The sequence below is a fragment of the Gilliamella sp. M0320 genome, assembly GCF_016101635.1.
GTDB lineage: Bacteria > Pseudomonadota > Gammaproteobacteria > Enterobacterales > Orbaceae > Gilliamella > Gilliamella apis.
In genome coordinates this window covers 486,496-513,146 of sequence record NZ_JACFQD010000001.1, presented here as the reverse complement: position 1 = coordinate 513,146, position 26,651 = coordinate 486,496, and the positions used below count along the sequence as shown (strand labels likewise).

Here is a 26,651-nt window from a genome sequence, read left to right as displayed (position 1 = left end):
CAATTAATTTTTGCATTGGTTGGCTTTTAACAGCAAAAATATCAAAAGCATGATGTCCAACAACATTAATTTTTGCTAACCGTTTTTTTAGATATTCAACTGGTTGCAAAACAAAGGTAATAAGGGATGATTCATTAATTTTTTGCAATAAAAAATACTGCGAGTTCAATACAATAATCGTATCATCATGTTCAGATAAATCGAATGTTGTATCTAAATTAAATGCATTTCGATAATCAAATGGCTGATCTAAGCTTAATAAATTACTAGAAAATAATGCTTTTGCTGCATCATTATAAGCAACTAATTGTGTATTATTGTCGATTTTAATGATGGCTGCTTGCATTATAATGCTCCCACTTTTCATTCAACTTCATTAAATTTTGATGACGATTCTGCCAATCATGACTCTTTATCAAATCGGCATAATTTACTTTGGTATTAGTTAATAGTAGTTTTGCTTTATCAGTTAATAATGGCTGTTTTTCATTTAAACGAATTAATGCATCTAAAATAGCTAATGTGCCATTTCGATTATTACAAGCCAATAATAAATCACAACCAGCATTAAGCGCTGCTTTAGCTCGTTCAGCGTGATCACCCAAAACAGAAGCACCTTCCATCGATAAATCATCAGAAAATATAACACCATCAAAATGTAACTTTTCACGTAACACTGTTTTTAGCCAAAACTCTGACCCGCTGGCAGGTTTATCATTAAATTCAGGATAAATAACATGAGCAGGCATAATGGCATCAAGTTTCTTTTCAGCGATTAATTTAGCAAAAATCTGCATATCATTTTCAATGAGTTCTTTCGAACGATAATCAATTGGTGTTTCTTTATGAGAATCAGCAATAACATGACCATGACCAGGAAAATGTTTACCAGTTGTTTTCATGCCTGCGGAATGCATACCATCAATCATTGACGATGCAATTTGATAAGCAATATAACTATCTTGATGAAATGACCGACTACCAATGGCTAAACAATCATGACCTAAATCAAGTACAGGCGCATAACTTAAATCAATGTCGTAGGCAATCAATTCCATCGCTAGTAACCAACCAGCGTCAAATGCTAATGATTTCGCTTTTTCTAAATCATTAAGCAAAGCAAAAGATTGCGCAGGAGGAATAAGAGTAAAACCTTGTTTGAAACGTTGAACTCGACCACCTTCATGATCAACCGAAATTAATAAACGTTCTGATGTCGCCGAACGAATTTGCTTTATCAAGTCAGTCAATTGCTCAGGCGACTGATAATTGCGACTAAATAAAATAATCCCTGCTACCATTGGATTTTTTAAAAGCGCCATATCATCATTAGTTAATGATGTACTCGGCACATCAATCAATAAAGGCCCCATTATTCAGCAGCTCCTTGAGAAGGATCAGGATTAGCAGAATTTTTGGATTGGATATCCTTTGTTGTCACACGTTGTAAAATTTCACCCGTTTGGGTTGAAAGTAATTCCATAGAAAGGTTGGCATCTTCATTTTCGGTTGGTAACTTATAAAGTGTGGTAAAAAGCACATAGCTTGCATTTATTGACTTAGCCAAACCGATCATTTTACTGCGAGAAACAAGTTTATCATCAACAGAAATACCTAACGCTTGTTTAGCTTGACTGATCGATTGTCTATCAGCCACAGAGAAAATGCTTTGCTTATTCAGTATATTATGTAACGTTGTATCAATCTGATTTGTTGCTAAATAATCACCACTACGATTTTGGATATCACTAATTAACAACACTTTATTACCTTCAATTGCTGATGAAGATTGCAATATTTTATTTACAACTGGAGATAATATATCACTCCAATCAGTTGTTTTAACTATCTGTGGTGGAGTATCTACCACTCCAGTGTTATCGGGGATTTCTACTGGCGGATTAACTTCAGTTTTTTGATTATAACCAAGAAGTTGACATCCAGCTAAACTAAAAGCAAGCATGCCCATTCCAATGATACGTTTAAACTGTTTCATATAAGCTAACCTATTAATCGCCCTAAATTTTTACCACCTAATAAATGCATATGAATATGAAAAACTTCTTGTCCTGCATCTTTATTACAATTCATTATTAAACGATAACCACTTTCATCAATCCCTTCTTGCTTGGCAATTTTAGCCGCAACAACCATCATATGACCAAGCAGAGCTTCATCAGACTCTGCAATATGATTTACGGTTGGGATCAATTTATTGGGAATAATTAAAATATGTGTAGGGGCTTGAGGAGAAATATCCCGAAAGGCTGTGAGCTGATCATCTTGAAAAACAATATCAGCAGGAATTTCACGGCGAATTATTTTACTAAAAATGGTTTCTTCAGCCATATAAGCACTCCTTTAAAAATAGCTATTAACATTAATCTTTTATTTTATAAAGAATAACATATTTTAATAACAAAGATGTATAGATATCGTTACATTTTTACACCTAATTCGGTTGTTCAAGTAAAAACTTTACCGAAAAGCTTTTTTATTCTATTTATAATCGATTTTTAGTTAAAATTTTTAGTTATGATTAACAGATTATTTTTATTATAAAAAACGAATAACATTTTTAATATTTATTCATTTGTTAAAGTAATTATTTTGATATATAATGCGCCGTCGATTTCAACCGCTTAATTTTCATGTTCCTTGCTTTCAATGGGTTGCGGTTGCCCCGACAGAAAGCTGATTAATCCGTAGGGAGCGATAATGCGTCATTACGAAATTGTATTTATGGTTCACCCAGATCAAAGTGAACAAGTACCTGGTATGATCGAACGTTATACTGGTACGTTAACCACTGATGGTGGCAAAATCCATCGTTTAGAAGATTGGGGTCGTCGTCAATTAGCATATCCTATCGAAAAATTGCATAAAGCACATTATGTGTTAATGAATGTTGAAGCTACTCAAGAAGCAGTAAATGAACTTGAAGATAACTTCCGTTTCAATGATGCAGTAATTCGCAGTTTAATTATGCGTACTAAACATTCTGTAACTGAAACATCACCAATGCTAAAAGCTAAAGATGAACGTCGTAGTTCTGAAGAAGATTTTAGCGATGCAAATATGGACGATGATTCGGAAGAATAATCGTTTAGTTTTATCGGGATTGGTTACCAAAACCCCGATTAAAAAAATGAGTCCAAGTGGGATATCACACTGTCAGTTTTATTTAGAACATGTTTCTGAACAAATTGAAGCAGGACTCCCAAGACAAGCATGGTGCATAATGCCCGTTATTGTCAGTGGACAACAAGAGTTAAGTTACAGTATTAAAAAAGGCAGCAAAGTTTTGGTAAGTGGCTTTATTAGTACACATACTAAACGAGATAAAACCAGTCAAATAGTTTTACATGCTGACCAAGTTAAACTATTAGGAGAATAGCCAAATGGCACGTTACTTCCGTCGTCGCAAATTCTGCCGTTTTACAGCAGAAGGCGTTAAAGAAATTGATTATAAAGATGTTTCTTTATTAAAAAGCTATATCACAGAAAGTGGTAAAATCGTACCAAGCCGTATTACTGGTACTAGCGCAAAATATCAACGTCAACTAGCTCGCGCTATCAAACGCGCTCGTTACTTGGCATTATTACCATATACTGACAATCATCAGTAATTAGCAACAGAGGGAACATATAATGCAAATTATTCTACTCGATAAAGTTGCTAATTTAGGCAGCTTAGGTGATCAAGTTAATGTTAAAGCGGGTTACGCTCGTAACTTTTTGATTCCACAAGGTAAAGCAGTACCAGCAACTAAAAAGAATATTGAATTCTTCGAAGCTCGTCGTGCTGAATTAGAAGCAAAATTAGCTGAAACATTAAAAGCAGCTGAACAACGCGTTGCTGAAATCAATGCTTTAGGTAAAGTAACTATTACTTCTAAAGCAGGTGATGAAGGTCGTTTATTTGGTTCAATTGGTACTCGTGATATCGCTGATGCAGTTAAAGCTCGTGGTATTCAAGTATCAAAAAGCGAAGTTCGTTTACCAAATGGTGTATTGCGTACTACTGGTGAACACGAAGTGTTATTCCAAGTACACAGCGAAGCTTTTGCAAAAGTTATTGTTGATATTATTCCTGAATAATCATCAAATAAATAACAGTAAAAAAACCCGTTTTTATAACGGGTTTTTTATTACCTCAAGAATCTATTATGTTTTTACTGTTTTTTATCAAAACAAGAATAGATTCGACACCAACCTGCAATTTATTCCTCTGTTTGACTTTTGCTTTCAGATTTAACTTGTTCTTCTTTATAAAGCTTGTTGTCGTACATTTTGACAAAAGGTAGGTAAATTACTAACGCTAAAATTGCTGAAAGTATCGCAACAAACATAGCTCGATAGTCCCCACCAGTACCAATAAACGCCCCTAATCCCATTGGTGATGGCCATGGTATTAATGCAATAATTGGATTCATAAACCCACTACTAATCGCAAAGTAACCTAAAGTACCACATGCCATCGGTGCTAATAAAAACGGTAAGGCAAGATATGGGTTATACACTATCGGCATACCGAAAATAATTGGCTCATTGATATTAAAAATTGCCGGGACAGCTGAAGCTCGACCCAAAATTTTTAATTGACTCGATTTAGCACAAAAAGCAATAAAGAAAGTCATAAGTAACGTTGAACCTGAACCACCTAAAATTACTAATGAATTATTGAATTCACCAGCAAATGGAATATGTGCGCCGCCAACGTTTTCATTCATATTACTAAGCATTATAGGCGTAATAAATGCCCCAATTATACTAGCACCATGAATACCAACAACCCAAAGCGCATGGATTAAGAATAGAATCACCATTATACCCAGCCAACTTTTAGTTAAATTGGTTACAAAGGTAAATGGAACACCGATAATATCAAATATATCCGTACCAAAATACACCAAAATTCCGTTTAGAATAAGAATTGTGAATGCAATAACAAAAGTTGGAATTAATGCAGTGAATGATCGGGATACGCCTAATGGAACGGTTTCCGGCATTTTAACCACCCAATTACGACGTACACAGAGGAAATACAACTGTGTTGCAATAATCGCCATAACAATGGCAATAAAGATACCAGATGTACCTAAGCGATAAATAAACGGTTTTAAACGTAATCCGTTAAAAACTAATTCACTTTGGTCATTAAGTAAAACCATTGCACCGCTTTGCATTACCAATTCTGGTAAAGTCATAACAAAAGCAAATACCGATAACATAGCACCATTAAGTGCATTTACTTTTAAACCAGTTTCTTCTTCCTCAATTTTAGTTAATTCATAACCGACAACAATATTAAAATAGAGTGCTAATATCCCCATTGTCGCTGTATTTGCTATCATATAAAGATCACTTACTTTGAAAACAGTATTTTCAAACACTGTTTCTAAGCCAGTAAATGTCATCGGCAACGTATTAAACACCAAAAACATCGATCCAACTATACAAAAAGGCACTGACGCCATTCCAGCTGCCATTACTGCTCGAACAATCTTAAACTGCGATATTTTAGCCATCGGAGTCATTAGATACTTTTGTAACAACACAAATCCGGTATTCATTTTGTTTTCCTCATTCAATTGATGATTTCTTGATAAGCTTGGATTCTTTTAAAATGTTTATCCTCATTACGCTCAATTTTTTTTAGTTTTATCAGTATAAAAATAGTAAAAACTAAACTTGCTGCCAAAATGCCTAATATAATATTTACCGCCTCCGGTGAATTTTTTAGAAATGGAAAGAAAAAGTGAAACAATGGGGTATAAATCAAAACCATTAACACGATAATGGATATTAATAATGTTCGGTACAATAAACTGGCATAACGTAAATGATTTTTATGATTACGATAAAGCTTAATTTGTTCAAAACTGGTTAATGTAGCCATCACGATAAGCAACAGTGGTAGTACTATAGCAATTGATAAGCTCCCCAACAGAAAGACAGCCCAATAAAGGTTAATAAATAGAAAGAAGGCTGTCGCATAACGAACCGCTAAAAAGCGATTAAAATAAAGATTAGTCAAACTGACTTTTTTATGCATTTTAAGTTGGCTTTCTAGTGGAGTATTCATCGCTAACCTCTTTATTGATTTGATAACTGATAGGTTTTTTGATAGAGATAACACATCTCAATGGCAACTTCGCGTAACGTCATTGTTGTCATTAAATGATCTTGAGCATGCACCATGATAATTTCCATCTCAATTTTACAACCATTAGCATAAGATTGTAGAAGATCGGTTTGCGATTTATGTGCTTCTAATATTTCCTCATTGGCCTCTTCTAAGAGCTGATTTGCTGTATCAAATTCTGCGTTTCTCATTGCTTTGAAAGCAGCATGAATTTTGGTTTTGGCATTACCACTATGTAAAATAATATTAAATGCGGTAATTTGAATATCCTCTGAGCTCATTTGGTCATTCATTATTACGATCCTTTTTCAATAAGTTGGATAAAAAGTGATTTAAACTGATTAAAATTTGCAATTTTTAACATGGCTTGTTGCATGACCGAATCATCGATTAAATTAACAATTGCTTTAGTCATCATTGCTAAATGAGAATTTTGATAAATTGACGGTGAAATCATAAAAACGAATTTTACATCTGGGTAGTTTTCATCCCAACAAAGTCCTTCTGGAATAATGGCAATCGCTATTTTAGCTATTTTACCTACTGGAATAGCTGGATGAGGAACCACGATAGTTGGACTAAAAAGTATTTCACCAATAACCATCCGTTTTTCCATTTGCTTTTGCATTTCACTTTTAAAGCTTTTTGCCTCATTAATAGACAAGAGATCAAGCAAATGATCCAAAACAGCTTGTTTAGATGGTTTTTTTGAGCACAAATAAAAATAATCTGCGGCAATATCATCAAAGATTTGACTAATATAATGCGAATGATTTTGCTGTTTATCATCAAATGTTGTCACAAATGAATTTTTTGGCAATGAATTAGGTTTTTGTCTATGGGAAAGATAACGGCGAATCGCTTGAACGTCTTCTTCACAAAAAAATACTGAAACATGAAATACTGGAACTTTAAATATTTTTGACGATAAATCGACCGAAGAAATAATAAAATCGATGTCATTTAACATTTCTGGATCAATTTCATAATACCCCCGCGTTGCCACAATTTTCACTCTTTCATCAAATTCACTTTCTACTCGATTTTTAAGTAATTGAGCACTACCAAGACCCGTTGCACAAATAATTAACACTTTGGCTTTCTGTTCACTTTTTAGCTTTTCTAGTGATGCTAAAAAGTGCAGCGCTAAATATCCCCATTCATCATCATTCACTTCATATTGTTGTAAATTGGGTAATTGATTGAAATAACGCTTAACTAACCCAAAGACCTCACAGTATTGACGTTTGATTTCATCTATTAATGGATTATCTAATTTAATATTCTGTTGTAAACGCACTAACATTGGTTTTAAATGTTGGATTAATCCATTTTTTAATTGTTCATCATGCAAAAAAGGATAGCCTGTTTCTTGTTGGATCTTTAATAGCAAATTTGTTAGTGACGAACCTAAATCATCATCCAGATCATCTTGGATTAAATTAGATTTACTCATCAAATGTAGAGTAAGGTACATCTGTTCTTCTTTAGGAAAATGAAAACCAATAATCGATTCAATGCGAGCGATGATTCGCTCGGCAACTTGGTATTCAAGTGACGAATTTGTTGAAACAGGCAAATCAAGATTTTGAATAGAAAGTCCCGATTGTAAACGCTTAATACTTAATGATAAATGCAAGACAATATTTTGTATCATCACATCTGATAATTTAATATTTGCCTCACGACATTCATCTAAAATAATAATAGTTAATGAATCAAAACTAATGGTTTCACAAGCTTGATTAAAATAGGACAAATGATGTAGAAAATTAATTGAATCTTCATGAAAAAAATAACTCATTATAAAATGACGTTTAGCTTTTTCTTCACCATCAACAAAAACTAGAGAACGATTCTTTTTAATCGTTAGTTCATAAGGAAGTAATTGAGATTTAATTTCGGCAATATCTTTATTTAATTGAGATGAGCTGATAAATAGTTGTTCTGATAATGCTTCAACATCAATTTTTTGACTCTCTAATAACAATAAATTCAAAATATAATGTTTTCGTTCACTCGCTTCTCGACATTGAAATTGTTCAACATTTTTGTCTAATAAATGGTGTTCAATTAAAAATAAATTAAATGCATTTCGATCTTCAATTTGTAATTGAAAACCGTAACCTTGTTTACTTATTATATTGCCGCCATTACTTTCAATTATAGTTTTTAAATCTTTAAAGTAGGTACGTACGGTACGATCAGATAACGATAATTGCGTAGCTAATTCTTGACTACTTTTATATTCATTTTTAGAACGAACAAGTAAACTAATTAGTTCTCGTTGTTTTTGTTTTATCATTATCTACTACACCTTAACTATTAATGAAATTTATCCAAAGGGTTAAGTTACTAAAATGGTAATGTTAAACTTAAGCCATTTTATGATGCGAGCCTCCATAAAAGAATCGCATCATATTAAGATCGGTAGAACAAAGATTTTCTTGAATATTAGTTAATATTATCCTCGACTAATTTAGCTAATTGTTCAATACCAGACGGTATTGGGATATATGCTTGAAAAGGAATACTCACCACAGGTTTTCCTACTTCATCGCCCAACGCTTTTAATTTATCAAACATCATCATGGTTTGAGGGCTAACCAAAAACAGTGAAAAATCACTATTTTTAATCTTATTACTACCTTCAGTTGCTGATACCGCATCAAGTTCAATGGCTTTATTTTGGCTAGCAAAAAATTCAGTAACTTTTTTAGCCATAAGTGATGATGACATACCTGCTGCACAAATAATTAACGCTTTTTTCATAATTTCTCCTAATGAATTTAAATCGTTATAAAATTTCACCATTTGACTCAATGACTTTTTTATACCAAGCAAAAGAATCTTTACGACTACGTTTTAAAGTACCATTGCCTTTATTATCTTTATCAACATAGATAAAACCGTAACGTTTTTCCATTTCACCGGTACCCGCAGAAACTAAATCAATACAACCCCATGGTGTATAACCCATTAAGTCAACGCCATCTTCAATAACGGCTAACTTCATTTGTTTTATATGTTCACGTAGATATTCAATTCGATAATTATCATGAACGCTACCATCAGACTCAACTTTGTCATAAGCACCAAAACCATTTTCTACAATGAATAGCGGTAATTGATAGGTGTCAGTTAGCCAATTTAAGGTATAACGTAAGCCCTCTGGATCAATTTGCCAGCCCCAATCGGATTTTTTGACATACTGATTGCCGACTAAATCAGTTTTTTCATTATAATCAAAATGGTCATTACCCTTATTGTGTCTAACCACATTCGACATGTAATAACTAAAGCCAATATAGTCTACGGTTCCTTTTGTTAACTCTTCTAAATCTTGCGAAGTAATATCTAGCTTGATGTTTTTACGTTGCCAATATTTTTTAATGTAATTTGGGTATTTGCCATGCACATGAACATCAGTAAAGAAGTACTTACGTTCCATAACTTTTTGTGCCATTAGGATGTCGCTTGGTTTGCAAGTTTCAGGATAAATTGGCACTAAAGCAATCATACAGCCAATTTGAAAATCAGGGTTAATCGCATGACCAATTTGAACTGCTTTTGCACTGGCAACTAATTCATAATGAGCAGCTTGATACATGATCTCCTCACGATTATCACCTTCTTTATAATAGATACCAGAATTAGTGAAAGGAGCAAAATCTTCGTTAAAATTAGCTTGGTTATTAATCTCATTAAAGGTCATCCAATATTTCACTTTACTTTTATAACGATCAAAACAGACTTCGGCAAAGCGAACAAAGAAATCGATTAATTTACGATTACGAAAACCACCATATTCGGTTACTAAATAATAAGGTAGCTCAAAGTGTGAAAGGGTAACAACTGGCTCAATGTTATATTTTAAACATTCATCAAAAAGATCATCATAGAACTTTAACCCCTCTTCATTTGGTTCAAGCTCATCACCTTTCGGAAAAATTCGCGTCCAAGCAATTGAAGTTCGAAAACACTTAAACCCCATTTCAGCAAATAACTTAATATCATCTTTATAATGATGATAAAAATCGATAGCTTCGTGATTAGGATAATACTCACCAGGAATAATACCTTCAGTGATTTTGCGATAACTTTTCGGCGATCCGACTGTCATCACATCAGCAACACTCATACCTTTGCCGCCAACTTGCCAAGCACCTTCCAATTGGTGAGCAGCAACAGCACCGCCCCATAGAAAATCTTTTGGTAAACCTTTATTATTCATAATCAATTACCTATGTTTATTGATGATTCAAATTTAGTATAAAAGGAAAAATAAATAATTACTAACCAACTTTTTCCGTATTGATAAGGAAAATTGTAAATAGAATAAGGAAAATTTATCTTAGATTTGGATAACGAAGAGAATTAGGATTAAAACAGGGAGTTGTAAATTTAAACTTAAGAGAATAAAAATTTGCCAGCTAATTTATAACTAAATAGCTGTCAGTTAAACAAAAATACTCAGGTGTTAACCATTTTTTTGTGCAAATAATCGCGTTGCTAACAAACCATGCGCCATAGTTGCACCTGCTCTTACCGATGCGGAAATGAAAGTTAATTCAGCCGACTATCCATGTCGGCTTAGCATTTATTCTTACTTATTATTTATAACGTTATTCAATAATAAAACAAGCTATCTATAATATTTTAAGTTTTATTTAGCTACCCATTTGCCATGCTCATCCTTATGATAGACCTTTTCAACCGCTGACCAAGCAACACGAAAAGCAACTTGTTCGGCATCACTTTTATCGCGTCGTTTTTTCGGATCTTGATACTCTTTTATGGCACTATTAAAAGCTTCTTTAAAAATATCTTGAGCATGGGTAGGTAAAACATGTCGGACGGATTCGGGTAGATCATTTCTTGTTTGATATGGCATATCACATTCCCCCTCGAAATTAATCACAGATTATTGATAACTTTGATTGGTAATTGCGAACATCACAGAAAAATAGTTAAGTTGGATTGAATTTAGTCTTATTTTACCCGAAATACAAGTATTATCACGCAATTGATAGTATTAATTTTCATCTCGATTAATATTAACACTTATATAGCGGTGTATTTTTACACCGCTATATATTGTTCTACGACTAAAGATGAAATCACCTATTCACATCAACCACAAAGCGTCCTTTAATTTCACCAGCGATCATCTTATTTGCTATCTCAGAACATTGATCTAATGTAATGGTTTTAGCTATATGAGTATACAGTTGCTCGTCCATGTTTTCTGCTATTAATTGCCAAGCTGAAACCCGTTTATCATAACTTGCCATCACACTATCAACTCCCGATAATGTTACGCCGCGTAAAATAAATGGTGCCACGGTTGCAGGTAAGTCCATACCTTGCGCCAAACCACAACATGCGACTATGCCACCATATCGAGTTTGAGCACAAATATTAGCTAATGTGCTTGAACCAACAACATCTATTGCTGCTGACCATAACTCTTTTTGTAACGGTTTATTCGGCGTTTTTAATGATTGACTATCAATAATATCAACCGCACCTAGTTTTGATAAATACTCTTTATCAGAAGTTTTACTTGTTGATGCTGTAACGTTAAAATCCAATTTAGACAATAAGGCAATGGCCACAGAACCGACACCACCACTAGCACCGGTTACCAAAATTTTGCCATCTTGTGGTTTAATACCAAAATCAATAATGCGTTTTACACAAAGTGCAGCGGTATAACCAGCGGTACCCATAGCCATTGACTGATAAGTAGTCAGGTTATTAGGTAAAGGGATTAACCAATCTGATTTTAGATAGGCATATTGTGCTAAACATCCCCAATGAGTTTCTCCACATCCCCAGCCATTTAAAATAACCAAGTCACCGACTTGATAATGGCCACTTTGACACTCAATAACAGTACCCACACCGTCAATACCCGGCACCATTGGCCATTGTCGAACTATAGGACTTTTATTGGTCAAGGCTAATGCATCTTTATAATTGATGCTTGAATAATGGATTTGAACTAAAGTATCTCCCGGCTGCTGCAATAACTGCTGTTTAGTAATTGTCTTTAAGGAATTTGAAAATCCAGTAACCTCATCTTTCCCTAATATAATTGCATTGAATGACATGATAATTCCTTAGTACATTTAATATGTAAATCATGATAAATAGTCATTAGAGTAAATGCAATCATTGAGCTACTGATTGTGTTTTCAATTCATAAAAAAGCCTGATATCTATCAGGCTTAATAGTCATTATAAATTGGCTAACGAATAAATTGATTCTATTTTGCTTTATTACGCTGTACTTTCTCTGAAACAGCGCCAATAAATACCACATCACTAGATGAATTAAGTGCAGTTTCAACTGAGTCTTGAATTACACCAATTGCAATACCGATACCAATGACTTTTGCTGAAATTTCATTAGGTATGCCAAACATACTACAAGCAACAGGAATCAACAGTAATGAACCACCAGCAATTCCCGATGCTCCACAAGCACAAACACTCGTTACAATACAAAGCAATACCGCAGAAAGGACATCAACTTCTATATGTAATGAATTAACAGTTGCTAAGGTTAAAATAGTAATAGTGATAGCTGCACCTGACATATTAATGGCTGCCCCTAACGGTACCGCGACGGAATAGGTATCTTCATCCATTTTTAGTTTTCGACAAATTTCCATATTAACCGGTATATTTGCTGCCGAACTACGAGTAAAGAAAGCTGGAATAGCACTCTCTTTTAATGAAGTTAAAACTAATGGATACGGGTTCTTACGCATGACCATATACGCCAATAAAGGATTAATGATCAATGCCACAACTAACATACAAGATACCAACACAAGAATTAAATGGGCATATTTAAGTAATTCACCAAATCCTGTTTCTGCAAGCGTTGAAGCGACTAAACCAAATACACCTAATGGCGCAAAACGAATAATAATTCTAACGATAAATGAAATAGCTACAGAAAGATCATTCATCATTGTTTTCGTGGTTTCACTTGAATGTCTTAATGCAATCCCAATACCAACACCCCAAATAATAAGACCAATATAGTTAGCATTAACCAGCGCATTAATTGGATTGTCGATCATCTTATTAAATAACGTTTTTAGTACTTCAAGAATACTACCTGGAGGTGTTAATTTTGTTTGATTAGCGGTATCACCTAAAGAGATATCAGAAGGAAAAATAAAACTGGCAACAGTTGCTAATAATGCCGCTAACATCATCCCTGCAAAATAAAGAGCCAATAGTTCTCCCATATTGGCCCGTTTACCATGTTGGTGATTAGATATTGAAGCAATAACTAAAATAAGTACCAAGATTGGGGCTACTGATTTCAAAGCATTAATAAAAAGTGATCCAATAAAGGACATATCTAATGCAACATCTTTTGAAATTGCCGCTAAAGCAATACCTAAGATTAACCCCAAAATAATTTGTGGTATTAATCCTACTTTGAAATAAAAACGAACCAATTTATTGGTTGAATGTGTCATTGTGCTTCCCTATGTATAAAATACAAAAGGGCAACCTTATCATAAATTAAAACTAAAACTATAAAAAAATTATCATGATAACTATTTTTTATATTACTTTATTCAATTATTAAGTTTAATTATTATCCTGAATCTAGATAGGGGTTAGAAAGAGTCGCCAATAACTATTATCATTCAATAAAAAATTTTGAGGAAAGGGGTTTTTGAGAATGATAAAACGAGAATAGCATTGGATAATTAATTCAAATTCGAGATAAATATTCGTGATTATATCGTTTAATTTATAAGTTAAGAGCTCAACAATAAGATTAGGGATGTTAATATCAAAAATTTAAATTACATATTAATCGCTGATATAACTGTTTCGAAAAGGCAATACAAATAATCTTAATATAAAAAACAATATGTTTTACCAACTGCAAGAATCTAATAAAACATATTGTTATTATTAATTTATAAATTATTTTTAATACTAAATAATTTCAGCAATAGGATCATCAGCATTAACATACGTACCTTCGGTATGAGAATGTTTCAAAATACCTTCACGATGAGCTATTACTTGTATTTCCATTTTCATTGCCTCGACAATTGCAATCATATCACCTTGTTCAACCTTTTGATTATCCTCAACCAACCATTTAAACAAATTGCCAGACACTGGAGCTGGAACAATTAAATCAAGATTTGTGTTAGTGGTTACAACTGATTGGGCTTCACTATTGGTCTGGCTGATAGATAATCCAGAAAATAGTTTCGCAGGCAAACCAAGCTTACAATGCTTACCATCAATTTCAATAAAGGTATGGGTCAATATATCTTCTTGCTGCGGAAGTTGCCTTTTTGCTGGTTCAAGTTCTGCTTTAAAATCCGTTTCAATCCAACGAGTATGCACATTAAACTGCTGGCAAAAATCAGGATGGTCTATCACTTTTCGATCAAATGGTAGCACACTAGCAACTCCTTCAATGGTAAACTCAGCTAATGCACGACGAGCTCTTGCCAAAGCCTGTTGGCGATTATTACCAACAATAATAAGTTTAGCCATGAGCGAATCAAATGTAGCAGGGATCACTGATCCTGCATTAACGCCACTATCTAAGCGAACACCTGGACCTGTCGGTATATCAAAATGAGTTATCGTTCCGGCCACAGGTAAAAAACCATTAGCAGCATCTTCTGCATTTATGCGAAATTCAATAGCATGCCCTCGCGGTTGAGGCATTTGTTTAATACTAACAGGTAATCCTTGCGCTATTCGTAACTGTTCAATAACGAGGTCAATTCCTGTTGTTTCTTCGGTCACTGGATGTTCAACTTGTAATCGAGTATTTACTTCTAGAAAAGACAGTTTACCATCCTGACTCAGTAAAAATTCAACGGTACCAACGCCAATATAATTTGCTTTAGCACAGATATCGATTGATGCTTTAACTATTTGTTTTTCTATTTTTTCATCTAAAAAAGGTGCTGGTGATTCTTCTATCAACTTTTGATTACGACGCTGTAAAGAACAATCACGAGTACCAACTACAACAACATTACCATGAGTATCAGCGATAACCTGTGCTTCAATATGTCGAGGATGATGTAAAAATTGTTCTAAGAAACATTCACCACGACCAAATGCTACCGTTGCTTCACGCACAGCTGAATTATAGAGCTCTTCTACTTCATCCATTTGCCAAGCAACTTTAAGTCCTCGGCCTCCGCCACCAAATGCGGCTTTAATTGCAATTGGTAATCCATGCTTATGCGCAAATTCAACAACTTCTTTGGCATTTTGTACAGGCTTATCTGTACCGGTAACTAGTGGTGCCCCGACTTCGATAGCAAGTTGTCTCGCTTTTACTTTATCGCCCAAAATAGCTATTGTTTCAGGTTTAGGACCAATCCAAATTAAACCAGCATCTTGTACCGCTTTGGCAAATTCAACTCGTTCAGACAAAAAACCATAACCGGGATGAACCATTGTCGCTCCAGATTTCTGCGCAATCGCAATAATCTTATCAATATTTAGATAGGTATCACTCGGTGTATTACCTGATAATCCATAAGCTTCATCAGCCATTTGCACATGCAGTGCATCCATATCAACATCGGCATAAATCGCTATCGATGTAAAATTCATATCTCGACAAGCACGAATAATCCGAACGGCAATTTCACCACGATTAGCAATCAATACTTTGTGTGCAACTTGTTTATTAATTTCAGACATGATTAACATGGCTCCCTTCAAATTCTTTAAAAACTCCAATCGGATTAAATTTTATTTTGGCATTAACTGGAATTTGACCAGCCAAATCCAAATGATAATTACATACTGCTGCAATAACCGGATAACCGCCTGTTAGAGGATGATCATTTAAAAATAGTACCGGTTGACCATTAGCAGGAATTTGTATTGCCCCCATACAAGTGCCTTCACTTGGTAATTCTTGTTGTTTTTCACGCTCTAAAGAAATTTCACCCAAAAGACGTAAACCAATACGATTTGATGCCGGGGTCACTTGCCACAATTGTGAAGTTAGTTGTTGTATAGCTTGTTGTGTAAACCAATCGGTACGAGGGCCAAACATTATATCCAATTCGACAACATCATCTTTACATGGATAAGAGATAGCCGGAGTTTCTGTTAAAGAAAGCGCGTTAAAAGTTTGACCATTCTTGATGGTCAATGTTTGACCAACTTTTAGCGGACTCGGACCGACTTGCGCCAAAGTATCAAAAGAACAACTAGCTAAGATCGGCTGAACTTGCAAACCGCCACGCACAGCAACATAACTACGTACGCCATACTGTACGTTACCTAAATGAACAATATCACCTTGTTCTAATTGGATCGGTTGATACATATTAGCAAAATAGCTTTCACCGCTAATTGTAGTAACTTTAATCTCACATGACGCCCCTGTCACAGCAATTAACATAGCGCTATTAATACGAGCTTTAAAACCACCTTGAGTTATTTCTAAAACAGCCTCATTAGTTGGATTACCTAGTATACGATTGGCACTATGCAAAGCTGCTTTATCCATTGCACCTGATTCTGAAATACCTAATTCAGCTTGTCCTATGCGGCCATTATCTTGTAATAAAGTTTGAATTCCAGTGGCTAATATCTCAATATCTTGCGATTGCTCTTGTTGTTCAACCGGCAAGGTTACTTTTTTCGATTGTGGTAAGCTATATTTAGTGACAGTTTTACTTGCATCAATAAAATTTACTCGTGTACCTGGTTTAAAGAGTGCCGGCTCGTCACGATAAATATCCCAGACTTTAACGTTGGTAACACCAATCAGTTGCCAACCACCGGGGCTTGCTTGCGGATAAACACTACTAAATTCACCAGCTAAGGCTACAGAGCCAGCTGGAATACGAACCCGAGGAGATTGACGGCGAGGTACGTTAAGCTGAATATCCTTCGCTACCATATAAGCAAAACCAGGTGCAAATCCGCAAAAAGCAACCTGATATTCATTACTTGTATGTCTAGAAATAACATCAGCAACGCTAATGCCTAAATATTCTGCTACAAAGCCTAAATCCTCACCATTATAACTAACTGGAATGGTAACTAATTCACCCGATCTTAATTGCCCTGAGGATACATCTAATTGCGCTATATATTGGGCAAGTTTATTTCCATCCATAATAATGGAATTATATCGAACTAACACAGTCCGAGCGGCTGGTATTATTTCATTTATATTCCATACATCTTTTTTATATTGTAATGCATCAGTTAATGCCATCACTTGTTCTAGAGTCTCTAACTCGACAAGCAGAGCATCAATATTAACTGGTAAAAAACGCATTATACACCTCTAAACACCGCAAAAAAGATTGATTATAAGTAAATCTTTATTTGAAAATTACGGCAAATAATTGAATTATATTGTTGCAATATCTACTGCAAATTACTCATTAATAACATCGGTAAATGAAGCAATTTTAACGCCATTATTTTGTAATTGTTGGCTAACTCTTTGCGCCATCGCTAAAGCGCCCATACTATCACCATGAACACAAATTGATCCAGCATCAATCTCAACAAACTCGCCTTCAATTGATATCAAACCGCCTTCATTAACAAGTTGTAACATACGATTGGCAACAATATCTGGATCATGTAAGACTGCACCAGCCTCCTTACGAGAGACTAATGTACCATCGGTATGATAGGCTCTATCAGCAAATGCCTCAGCAACAACTTTCAAGCCACTTTCTTTAGCCCAGCTGATTAATGGTGATCCAGCCAAAGCGACTAAAACAAGATTAGGATTAATCAGTCGAATAGCATCAATCGTTGCCATTGCTTGGCGCTTATCATGCGCTATCGTGTTATATAAAGCACCATGCGGTTTAACATAACTAACTTTAGCATCAATAGATTTTGCTAAGCCAGTTAATGCGCCAATCTGATAAATAACATCAGCAATTAATTCTTCAGAGCTAATATCCATATTTCGTCGGCCAAAACCAACTAAATCAGGATATCCAAAATGAGCACCAATACTTACATTATTTAACTTGGCTGCTTTTAATGTTTTTAAAATCCCTTCTGGCGAACCGGCATGAAAACCACAGGCAATATTGGCACTACTAACAACTTTTAGCATTGCTTCATCATTACCCATTTGCCATTGACCAAAACTTTCGCCAAGATCACTGTTTAAATCAATAATCTTATTAGTAATCATGATGCCCTTCATTTTAAATAATTAAAAATAGTGAAAACAGACATTGCTCCCATATACCATGTAATAGCACAGACCAAAAGTCCTGACCACAATAGCCATCTAGGATAATGATAACCAGACATTAAATCAGCCCGTTTCCATCCTATGTAAACAAAGATAGTTAAACCAAGCGGTAATACTAAACCATTAAACCCACCAGCAAAAACCAGCAATGATACCGGAGCGGTACCCATAATTAAATAAATCGCCAATGAGGCAGCAATAAAAACAATAGTCGCAAATTGGCGTTGTTTTTCACTGATATTACGTTTAAAAGGTGTAATAAAAGTCATTGAGGTATAAGCGGCACCAATAATACTCGTGATGGCAGCTGCCCATAATATCAAACCAAAAATACGTAAACCTAATTCGCCTAAAGCCGCTTGGAATGCTTGTGATGCAGGATTAGCGGCATAACTTGAAATATCGATTGTTACGCCACTGGCTACTACACCTAAAATGGCTAGAAACAAAATATAACGCATTAAGCCTACAACCATAATCCCTTTTGTTGCTGCACCAGATACATAGTCTATATGTTCTACGCCAACCATACCTTTATCAAGTAAGCGATGAGCACCAGCATAGGAGATATAACCACCGACAGTACCACCAACAATAGTTGTAATTGAAGCAAAATCAATTTTTGATGGTATAACAGTCTCTTTTAAAGCCTCGCCGACAGGTGGATGAGAAGCAAAAACAACAAACAGCGTCAAAATGATCATTAATAAACCTAAACCAATCATTAGGCGATCAATAAAATTACTCGCTTTACGTGATGAAAATATATAAACCGCCATTAGAGCACTGATTGCTCCTCCCCACTTAGGATCAAGGCCAACTAATGCATTTAAACCTAAACCGGCTCCAGCTATATTGCCTATATTAAAAACTAAACCACCAAATATAACTAATATTGCTAATATATAGCCACTAAAAGGTATAGTACTATTAGCGATATCTGATGAGTTCATTTTTGTTAATGCAACTACTCGCCAAATATTTTGCTGAACCACAAAATCTATAATGATAGAGGCCAAAATACCAAAACCAAAAGCAGTGCCAAGTGTCACGGTAAAAGTAGCTGTTTGAGTGATAAAACCGGGACCAATTGCCGAAGTTGCCATCAAAAAGATTGCACTAATCAGCGATGCTCGCCTATTTTTTACAAAAGCAACGGTACTGCTGCTATGATTTTCCATACGCATGTTCCTCTTTACTAAACTTCTCTATAATTATGATTAATCTGATATCAATATATGCAATTACTATGCCAATATTTCTAACATATTTCAAAAAACAATAGCAAATATAATTACTATTTTTTTAACAAAAAACTAATTAAAAAAAATTATAATGATTAATGATGTGCAAAGAATAAACTTATAGAGATAATTAAAATCATTTAATAATCATGATATAACTTAATGAAGTTAGAAAAAAACTAAATAATAATTACTGATAATTTAAAAATAAATATTATATTTTTTTCAAAGATAGTTATTTTTATAATAATTTGTAAATTAATTTAAATGACCATTGCACTATAATTGGGCAACGAACGCAGTTGTCTCCCTACCTATAATCCATCTATCTTATTTTATACACTTATCAAATGATTAAAGTTTATTGAAATAATAATCACTTTAATAACTCATAATAATTTACTTAATAATAAAAAAATTTTGAGGAAAGGGGTTTTTAAAGATAAACATAAAGGTAAATAGCTAGAAAAACTACTATGAAACAGGTTATTTGTTGACTGATGAGATAACATTTCTACTTTACTTAATAGTGAGATTAATAAATAATCATTCAAAAAGACAACCGTTAATATTTTCAGTTAATTCTAATGTTAGAGGTGCCCATTATGAAAAGCACAAAATTAAATAATGGCATTGAAATGCCTATTCTAGGCTTTGGTGTTTATCAAATTGATGAAAACCAGTGTCAGCAAGCGGTGTTGGATGCAATTGATGTTGGTTATCGTCTGATTGATACCGCAACGGCCTATCAAAATGAACGCCAAGTCGGAAATGCGATTAAAGTTAGTGGAATTGACCGAAAAGATCTTTTTATTACTACCAAACTTTGGTTAAATCGTGCTAGCTATGAAGGTGCTAAAATCCAATTTGAACAATCATTAAATTTACTACAACTAGATTATGTTGATTTATATTTAATCCACCAACCTTTTGGTGATATTCATGGCGCTTGGCATGCGATGGAAGAACTTTATGAGCAAGGAAAAATCAGAGCAATTGGTGTTAGTAATTTTAGTCCGGATCGTTTAGCCGATTTAATGGCATTTAATAAAATAAAACCGGCCGTAAATCAAATTGAAGTTAACCCTTTTAATCAACAATTACAAGCAGCCCCTTGGATGCAAAGTAAGACTATTCAGCCGGAAGCATGGGCGCCATTTGCTGAAGGAAAGAATGATATCTTCAATCATCCAATTTTAACCGCAATTGGCCAAAAATATAATAAGTCGGTAGGTCAAATTATTTTACGTTGGTTAATTCAACGGCAAATTGTCAGTTTGGCTAAATCAGTTAGAAAAGAGCGTATGATGGAGAATTTTAATCTATTTGATTTTCAACTTTCAGATAAGGATATGATCGATATCACCGCGATTGATACTGCAACCAGTGCATTTTTTTCACATAGCGATCCGGCCATTGTAGAGTGGTTGACTCAACGCCGACCAAATATTTAGTTTTAAAAAATTTACTATATATAAAAAATCTAAAAAAAGCCGATATTTAACATACAATATCGGCTTTACAAATTAATTGTGATTTTTTTACATTTACCATTTAGCTCGTATGCCAACAGAAGCACTAATTGGAGCTTTCACTCTGGCATCGCCACCATGAGTGAATGTGTGACCAATTTCACTATATGCATTAATTTGATTATTAACTTCATAACTACCACCAATAGCTAATTCAGAACTGAAAGATTTAGCACCATTACTAAACTTAGTAGCAGCACTTTTACTAGCAAAAGTTACATGATCAGCACCACTTGGTGAATAGAAAAAGTTCAACCGTGCATAAGGACGCCATAATTCATTATCAACTTTATAGTCACCTTCAAATCTAGCCCCAATACGCAATAGCAAAGCATTATTATCACTATGTTTTACTGTAGTTTTACCATTGATATGACTATCTTTTAAGTTTAACAACTGATGAATCACTTGTGCTTGAGGTTCGATTTTCCAATTACTATCGAATAACCCAAATGGTTTGCCCGTTTCAATGGAGGCATTCAAACTATTTGCTTTTTGTTTGCTATTTTTATTACTATTTGGATTTACATCAGCTCGGTGACGAGCAGCTTGTAAAACCATATCTAAATACCCCCCATCGTTTTGCATATAGGTGCTATAAACAGCCATAAAGTATGAATTAATACCATTGCTACCTACCCGTCCATATCTACCACTAGCAAAGCCATCAACACTTAAATTACCATGTAGATAACCGAAATATCCCCCAATTCGCCAATCGTCATTTTGCCAAATATCACTACCCAATTGGAAACCTGAGTAGTTGCCTTTACTGTTTGCATTTGCGGTACCATTCTGTTTTACATTAACACGTTTAGTGATAATTCTTCCCCACCCTATTGATGAATCCAACAATGGCGCATTACCAATACGTTGATGTAAATTACTTTGCATAAGGTTATCTGCTAAACGAAGTTGTTCAGCTATTGCACCAAACATCGATACTTCTTTACGATAAGTTTTTATTCTGGCCGGTTTACCTGATTCAGGAAAGGGATTTATAGTTGGATCTGTAGGTTCTTGTGGATCACTTTGATGAGTTGGGTCTGTGGGATTATTAGGATTATTGGAATCATTTGGATCATTTGGATCATTTGGATCATTTGGATTATTTGGCAAGTAAGAACGCAAATACCAGTTATTATTTTGATTGTTAAGATCACCTTTATGTAAATAATATTCATATGCACCCACATCTATATGCTCTTGTCGCATTTTAAAAGCATCATTACTACTTGATCCATCAACATGCACTAATTCAATACCATTTGTATTACTAGTATCAGCACCTAAACCATCAATATTATTAATCTCTATAAAAGTATTACCCGAAACATTACCCTGTACAAATAATCGATCAGTTGGGCTATCACTATTTTGTACAACTGTGTCAAAGATTAACTTACCATCATCCCCAATATAATCACCAGCAATCGTTAAACGGTCACCGGCAAATTGATTACCGAGGGTAATCACGCCACTATTATAAACACTACCACTAATATTAGATTGGTGCAGACCAGATTTAAGATCCACCATAGCACCTGAATTAATGGTTAATTTATCAGTATTTAAATCGCCTGTCAGTGTTAGTCTAGCAATACTACTAAGATTAATATTTTCCCAGCCAATAATAGCCACATCACCTATCGAACCATTAGAGGTTGATGAACCAATAAGATGAGTATTAAGGTTAAGGCTATCAACATCAGACGATCCACCTACGCGAAATAATTTATTCCCCCCATCAACGACTGTCAATTGTGATATATCTGCACCCTCATTGATAAATAAGGTATCATTGCCAGTACCCAATCTAATTTGACCACTAACTTTAGAGCCATTATTAAGGGCAATAATTGAATCAGTTGTTTCATTTTTAATCGCAATACCACTAGCCGAGGAGACATCAGCGCCCTGATTTAAATTGATATAAGTTTTAAGACCTTCTTTACCAGAAGTATTAATACCTACACCCGTGATATTATTTTGGCTAACTACCTTTCCTGATATATCAAGTTCAGTCATACCTGTACCATTATTGGTCACCATAATACCGTTATCAAAACCACTGATGATGCCATTGGATTGTTTAACAAATAAATCTGTTGCGGTATCACCATTAGCGGCTAATATGCCTGAACCTTGATTAGCACTAATAACACCTTGAGCTATAACATTAGTTAACCCGCGTCCTTTATTGGTGAGATTAACGCCATTTATCTCTCCCTGAATATTACTATCCGCTTCTTGTTTAAAAGATAGACTACTAGTATTGGCATCATTAGCTACAATGATAGCATCTAATGTTTGGCTAATGATTTTACCTGCAACTTTAATATTCGTTGAACCTTGCCCATTGTTGGTAAGATTGACACTATTGAGCTTGCCATTAATCTCACTACCTCTGTTTTGACTAAAAAGTAAGTTATAAGTAGCAGACTCTGCAACAGCAAAAATAGCGTCACTATTATTACCTATGACTTTACCTGCAATACTAATTACCGTTGAGTTTTGACCACTATTGACTGCATATATTCCGTAGCGATTACCATTGATTTCACCAGCTGATTGGATAACAGTAAGATTTTTAGAGTTAGTACCATTTTTCACTGCTATACCATCACGTTGTTTACCGATAACGTTATCTGAAGTAGTAATATTGGTTAGTCCTTGGCCATTATTTTCTATATTTATAGCATCTTGATTACCGGTAATATTACCTTTTAATTGATTGATTTTTAAATCCGTAGCACTATTATTGTTAAACACACGGATTGCATCATTCTGATCACCAGTTACATTGCCTGAAGTAGTGATCGCGGTGGTACTTTTGCCATTATTAGTGATATACATGCCGTAGGACTCCCCTTGCATATTACCATCTAATTGTGACACCGTGATATCTTGGCTATTTTGATCATTGAGTAATGTAATGGCATTATATTGACTACCAATAATGTCACCTGATGAAGTTACTGTTGTTTTACCTCTACCTTTATTAGTAATATTAATCCCATTAGTATTACCTTTAATCTGACCTGATGTCTGCATCACATTGACATCTTGGCTATGAATGTCATTATTGACTAAGATCCCTTCATTCTCTTCGCCAATGACATCACCAAAAGTATTAACATATGTAGATCCATTACCATTATTATTAAAATTAATACCACTTTTTTTGCCATAGATACGGCCAGATGATTGTTTTGCAGTTAAATTTTGGCTGTTTGTTTGAGTTACAGCATAAATACCATTACCTTGATAGCCTAATACTTGTCCTGCAGTTGAAATCGTTGTAGACCCAGTCCCTTTATGTTCAATATTAATACCATCTTGTTCACCTTTAATATTACCTGATGATTGGATAATTGTAAGATCTTTGGTATTAGTCTCATTAACAGCGACAATACCATAATTAGTCATACCGGTTATATTACCCGAGCTACCAATAATAGAAGATCCATTGCCACCATTATGAATATTAATACCATTGGATTGACCCAAAATAGTTCCTGCCGATTGATTAACCGTCATGTCGTGGGTATTAGCTTGATTAATTGCATAAAGGCCATCATTTTGTTGTCCACTGATTTCGCCATTAGTAGTAATTAAAGTTGAACCTGTACCTTGGTTAGTCAAATTCATTCCATTAAGTGCACCTTTTATACTACCATCGGTTTGATTAACGTTTAGATCAGTTGTGTTGGCACTACCCGTAACCTGTATACCATCTTTTTGTTGTCCTTCGATCGCTCCATGGCTTGAAATCGAAGTTATACCATTACCATTATTAACTATATTTAAGCCGTATTCTTTACCCGTAATTTCACCTTTTAATTGATTAAAGGTTAATTTATTAGTATTGGCTTGACTAGTAATGTTTACCCCATCTTTTTCATTACCAGTAACTGTGCCTGAAGTTGTGACAATAGTTGATCCATTGCCATTATTAACAGCATTAATACCGTTTAATTTACCATTAATAACCCCTGAATTTTGAGTTACCGATAAATCATGCGTATTGCTGCTATTATTGGCATTGATCCCATCATTTTGTTGACCAATAATATTAGCTGTAACCGTAATTGAGGTAGAACCATTGCCCTGATTATTAGCTTTGATACCATTAAGTCCACCAGTAATAGAACCACCATTTTGTGAAATCAGTAAATCACCGGCATTTTGTTCATTTACGGCATTAATACCTTCATTTTCATCACCAACCACTTCTCCATTGGTAGTAATATTTGTTCTTCCTTTACCTCTATTATCAGCATTAATACCATTTTTTTTCCCATGAATATTACCTGCTGATTGAATTATTTTTAAACCTTGAGTATCACCATCGTTTACCGCCGAAATACCATCAAGTTCATCACCGATAACCGAATCCGCAGTTGAAATTATTGTTATACCATGTCCATTATTTACGGCGTTAATTCCATTGGCTTGCCCATGAACATTGGCACCAACAAGTTCGGTAATGTTTAGATCTTGAGTAGAGGTGCTATTTATAGTTCTTATTCCATCACCTTGTTTACCCGTGACATCACTAGAAATCGTAATACCGGTTGAACCATTACCATTATGGTTAAGATTAATACCATTTTTGCCACCAATAATATCTCCAGCAGATTGATATAAAGTTATGTCACTAACACTATTATCGCCAGTATAGTTATAACCATCATCATCAGATTCAATATGATTGGATAGTAATATTTCTACTGGATTGTTAAAGTTAGTAGCGCCAAAAAGTGAGTTAATATAAGCATTGATTTGTTTATTAGATAATTGATTATTAGATAAATTTTTATTGGCAATCTTATTAGTAACTTTTCGGCTGCAATTATTAACGAGCAATGAATTATCACACTGAGCATAACTCATTGGTGTCATGACTAATATTAAACTGATAGCTGGTAATAAATTAAGTAAAAATAATCGACTTTTAGATTGTGCTTTTTCTGATGTAACGATGTAGGCCTGACGTTGTGCATTCCAAACTAACTTAAATACTTTATTCATTATTTCCTCTCCAAAATAAATCTATATTGGTAAAACAACATTTTTATTTGAAAAATCTAATAGAGAATTTTTAAGTAGTGCTATTAAGTGCATGGCAATTTGCTTATTACAGCTAACAAATCAATACAACTATGGAGCGAGGCAAAATTTCGAATAAATAAAAAAAGACTTAATTTATCAATAACAATAAGACTAAATTAGTAAATAATTAAAAAAGAAAAAGAAAAACTATATTATGAATAATTTAAATTTTACAAAAAGAAAACTGACGGGAATAGAGTGCCATTTTTACCACATAGTAGGTAAATTGGCAATTAAAAGAATAAAATATATTAATGCGTCTAAAAAAGAAAATGAGTTTTATACGAGTGAATTTTTTTAGTATTTCCTAAATTATTCAAGCTATTATACGCAACAGT

22 protein-coding genes are annotated in these 26,651 nt (G+C 34.3%); 5 read left to right on the top strand and 17 right to left on the bottom strand.

All coding sequences use genetic code 11. From position 1 onward, the window contains the following. Window positions 1–326: 326 nt before the first annotated feature. Genes nagZ through H3T83_RS02280 form a run of 3 tightly spaced genes read right to left on the bottom strand, consistent with a single transcriptional unit; the run spans window position 327 to window position 2,349 of the window. Window positions 327–1,373 (bottom strand): beta-N-acetylhexosaminidase, encoded by a 1,047-nt coding sequence (gene nagZ, locus H3T83_RS02290; RefSeq protein WP_065579330.1) that lies wholly within the window; start codon window positions 1,371–1,373, stop codon window positions 327–329. Next, window positions 1,373–1,996 carry a penicillin-binding protein activator LpoB gene (locus H3T83_RS02285; protein WP_086357390.1) on the bottom strand — a complete coding sequence of 208 codons (624 nt, stop codon included), beginning with the start codon at window positions 1,994–1,996 and terminating at the stop codon, window positions 1,373–1,375. The genes nagZ and H3T83_RS02285 overlap by 1 nt, the downstream gene beginning before the upstream one ends. A gap of 5 nt (window positions 1,997–2,001) precedes the next feature. Next, complete coding sequence (locus H3T83_RS02280; protein ID WP_198214957.1) at window positions 2,002–2,349, bottom strand: HIT domain-containing protein; 348 nt, start codon at window positions 2,347–2,349, stop codon at window positions 2,002–2,004. Between the two features lie 369 nt (window positions 2,350–2,718). On the opposite strand from H3T83_RS02280, the gene rpsF reads away from it, so the two are divergent. Genes rpsF through rplI form a run of 4 tightly spaced genes read left to right on the top strand, consistent with a single transcriptional unit; the run spans window position 2,719 to window position 4,101 of the window. Then, window positions 2,719–3,102, top strand: a complete 384-nt coding sequence (rpsF, locus tag H3T83_RS02275; RefSeq protein WP_065579333.1) for a 30S ribosomal protein S6 — start codon at window positions 2,719–2,721, stop codon at window positions 3,100–3,102. Continuing rightward, the gene (gene priB / locus H3T83_RS02270) at window positions 3,086–3,397 is read left to right on the top strand and encodes a primosomal replication protein N (RefSeq protein WP_065613412.1); all 312 of its coding nucleotides are present in this window, start codon (window positions 3,086–3,088) and stop codon (window positions 3,395–3,397) included. The genes rpsF and priB overlap by 17 nt, the downstream gene beginning before the upstream one ends. A 4-nt stretch (window positions 3,398–3,401) precedes the next feature. Then, the gene (gene rpsR, locus H3T83_RS02265; RefSeq protein WP_025314965.1) at window positions 3,402–3,629 is read left to right on the top strand and encodes a 30S ribosomal protein S18; all 228 of its coding nucleotides are present in this window, start codon (window positions 3,402–3,404) and stop codon (window positions 3,627–3,629) included. A gap of 22 nt (window positions 3,630–3,651) precedes the next feature. Then, complete coding sequence (gene rplI / locus H3T83_RS02260; protein WP_065579335.1) at window positions 3,652–4,101, top strand: 50S ribosomal protein L9; 450 nt, start codon at window positions 3,652–3,654, stop codon at window positions 4,099–4,101. A gap of 122 nt (window positions 4,102–4,223) precedes the next feature. On the opposite strand, the gene celB is transcribed toward rplI, so the two are convergent. The 13 genes from celB to H3T83_RS02195 all read right to left on the bottom strand — a co-directional run bounded on the left by celB (window position 4,224) and on the right by H3T83_RS02195 (window position 19,603). Continuing rightward, window positions 4,224–5,576, bottom strand: coding sequence for a PTS cellobiose transporter subunit IIC (gene celB, locus H3T83_RS02255; protein WP_110453191.1), 1,353 nt, complete (start codon window positions 5,574–5,576; stop codon window positions 4,224–4,226). 14 nt (window positions 5,577–5,590) lie between these two features. After that, window positions 5,591–6,088: a hypothetical protein gene (locus H3T83_RS02250; RefSeq protein WP_065613415.1), complete on the bottom strand. Its 498-nt coding sequence runs from the start codon at window positions 6,086–6,088 to the stop codon at window positions 5,591–5,593. Window positions 6,089–6,099: 11 nt separating this feature from the next. Further along, window positions 6,100–6,441 carry a PTS cellobiose transporter subunit IIA gene (locus H3T83_RS02245; RefSeq protein WP_065613416.1) on the bottom strand — a complete coding sequence of 114 codons (342 nt, stop codon included), beginning with the start codon at window positions 6,439–6,441 and terminating at the stop codon, window positions 6,100–6,102. A 2-nt stretch (window positions 6,442–6,443) separates the two neighbouring features. Beyond that, window positions 6,444–8,453: a transcription antiterminator gene (locus H3T83_RS02240; protein WP_198214956.1), complete on the bottom strand. Its 2,010-nt coding sequence runs from the start codon at window positions 8,451–8,453 to the stop codon at window positions 6,444–6,446. A gap of 149 nt (window positions 8,454–8,602) precedes the next feature. Continuing rightward, window positions 8,603–8,920, bottom strand: coding sequence for a PTS cellobiose transporter subunit IIB (locus tag H3T83_RS02235; RefSeq protein WP_086365626.1), 318 nt, complete (start codon window positions 8,918–8,920; stop codon window positions 8,603–8,605). Between the two features lie 25 nt (window positions 8,921–8,945). Beyond that, window positions 8,946–10,382 (bottom strand): 6-phospho-beta-glucosidase, encoded by a 1,437-nt coding sequence (locus H3T83_RS02230; RefSeq protein WP_198214955.1) that lies wholly within the window; start codon window positions 10,380–10,382, stop codon window positions 8,946–8,948. A 432-nt stretch (window positions 10,383–10,814) separates the two neighbouring features. After that, the gene (locus tag H3T83_RS02225) at window positions 10,815–11,042 is read right to left on the bottom strand and encodes a ChaB family protein (RefSeq protein ID WP_198214954.1); all 228 of its coding nucleotides are present in this window, start codon (window positions 11,040–11,042) and stop codon (window positions 10,815–10,817) included. Window positions 11,043–11,268: 226 nt separating this feature from the next. Beyond that, on the bottom strand, window positions 11,269–12,264 hold the full coding sequence (locus H3T83_RS02220) for an MDR family oxidoreductase (protein ID WP_198214953.1): 996 nt from the start codon (window positions 12,262–12,264) through the stop codon (window positions 11,269–11,271). 156 nt (window positions 12,265–12,420) lie between these two features. Further along, window positions 12,421–13,653: a serine/threonine transporter SstT gene (gene sstT / locus H3T83_RS02215; protein WP_065579342.1), complete on the bottom strand. Its 1,233-nt coding sequence runs from the start codon at window positions 13,651–13,653 to the stop codon at window positions 12,421–12,423. A 472-nt stretch (window positions 13,654–14,125) separates the two neighbouring features. Next, on the bottom strand, window positions 14,126–15,874 hold the full coding sequence (locus H3T83_RS02210) for a biotin carboxylase N-terminal domain-containing protein (protein ID WP_198214952.1): 1,749 nt from the start codon (window positions 15,872–15,874) through the stop codon (window positions 14,126–14,128). Continuing rightward, window positions 15,867–17,474 (bottom strand): 5-oxoprolinase/urea amidolyase family protein, encoded by a 1,608-nt coding sequence (locus tag H3T83_RS02205; protein WP_198214951.1) that lies wholly within the window; start codon window positions 17,472–17,474, stop codon window positions 15,867–15,869. Before H3T83_RS02205 ends, H3T83_RS02210 begins: the two co-directional genes overlap by 8 nt. A 102-nt stretch (window positions 17,475–17,576) precedes the next feature. Next, a complete protein-coding gene (locus H3T83_RS02200) occupies window positions 17,577–18,359 on the bottom strand; it encodes a LamB/YcsF family protein (protein WP_198214950.1) in 783 nt (260 codons plus the stop codon). An 8-nt stretch (window positions 18,360–18,367) separates the two neighbouring features. After that, window positions 18,368–19,603, bottom strand: a complete 1,236-nt coding sequence (locus H3T83_RS02195; RefSeq protein ID WP_109846956.1) for an NRAMP family divalent metal transporter — start codon at window positions 19,601–19,603, stop codon at window positions 18,368–18,370. Between the two features lie 668 nt (window positions 19,604–20,271). Here H3T83_RS02195 and H3T83_RS02190 point away from each other — a divergent pair. Then, the gene (locus H3T83_RS02190) at window positions 20,272–21,120 is read left to right on the top strand and encodes an aldo/keto reductase (RefSeq protein ID WP_034902461.1); all 849 of its coding nucleotides are present in this window, start codon (window positions 20,272–20,274) and stop codon (window positions 21,118–21,120) included. Between the two features lie 93 nt (window positions 21,121–21,213). Here the strand turns inward: H3T83_RS02190 and H3T83_RS02185 are convergent, their stop codons facing one another. Continuing rightward, the gene (locus tag H3T83_RS02185; RefSeq protein WP_198214949.1) at window positions 21,214–26,232 is read right to left on the bottom strand and encodes an autotransporter outer membrane beta-barrel domain-containing protein; all 5,019 of its coding nucleotides are present in this window, start codon (window positions 26,230–26,232) and stop codon (window positions 21,214–21,216) included. Window positions 26,233–26,651 lie beyond the last annotated feature (419 nt).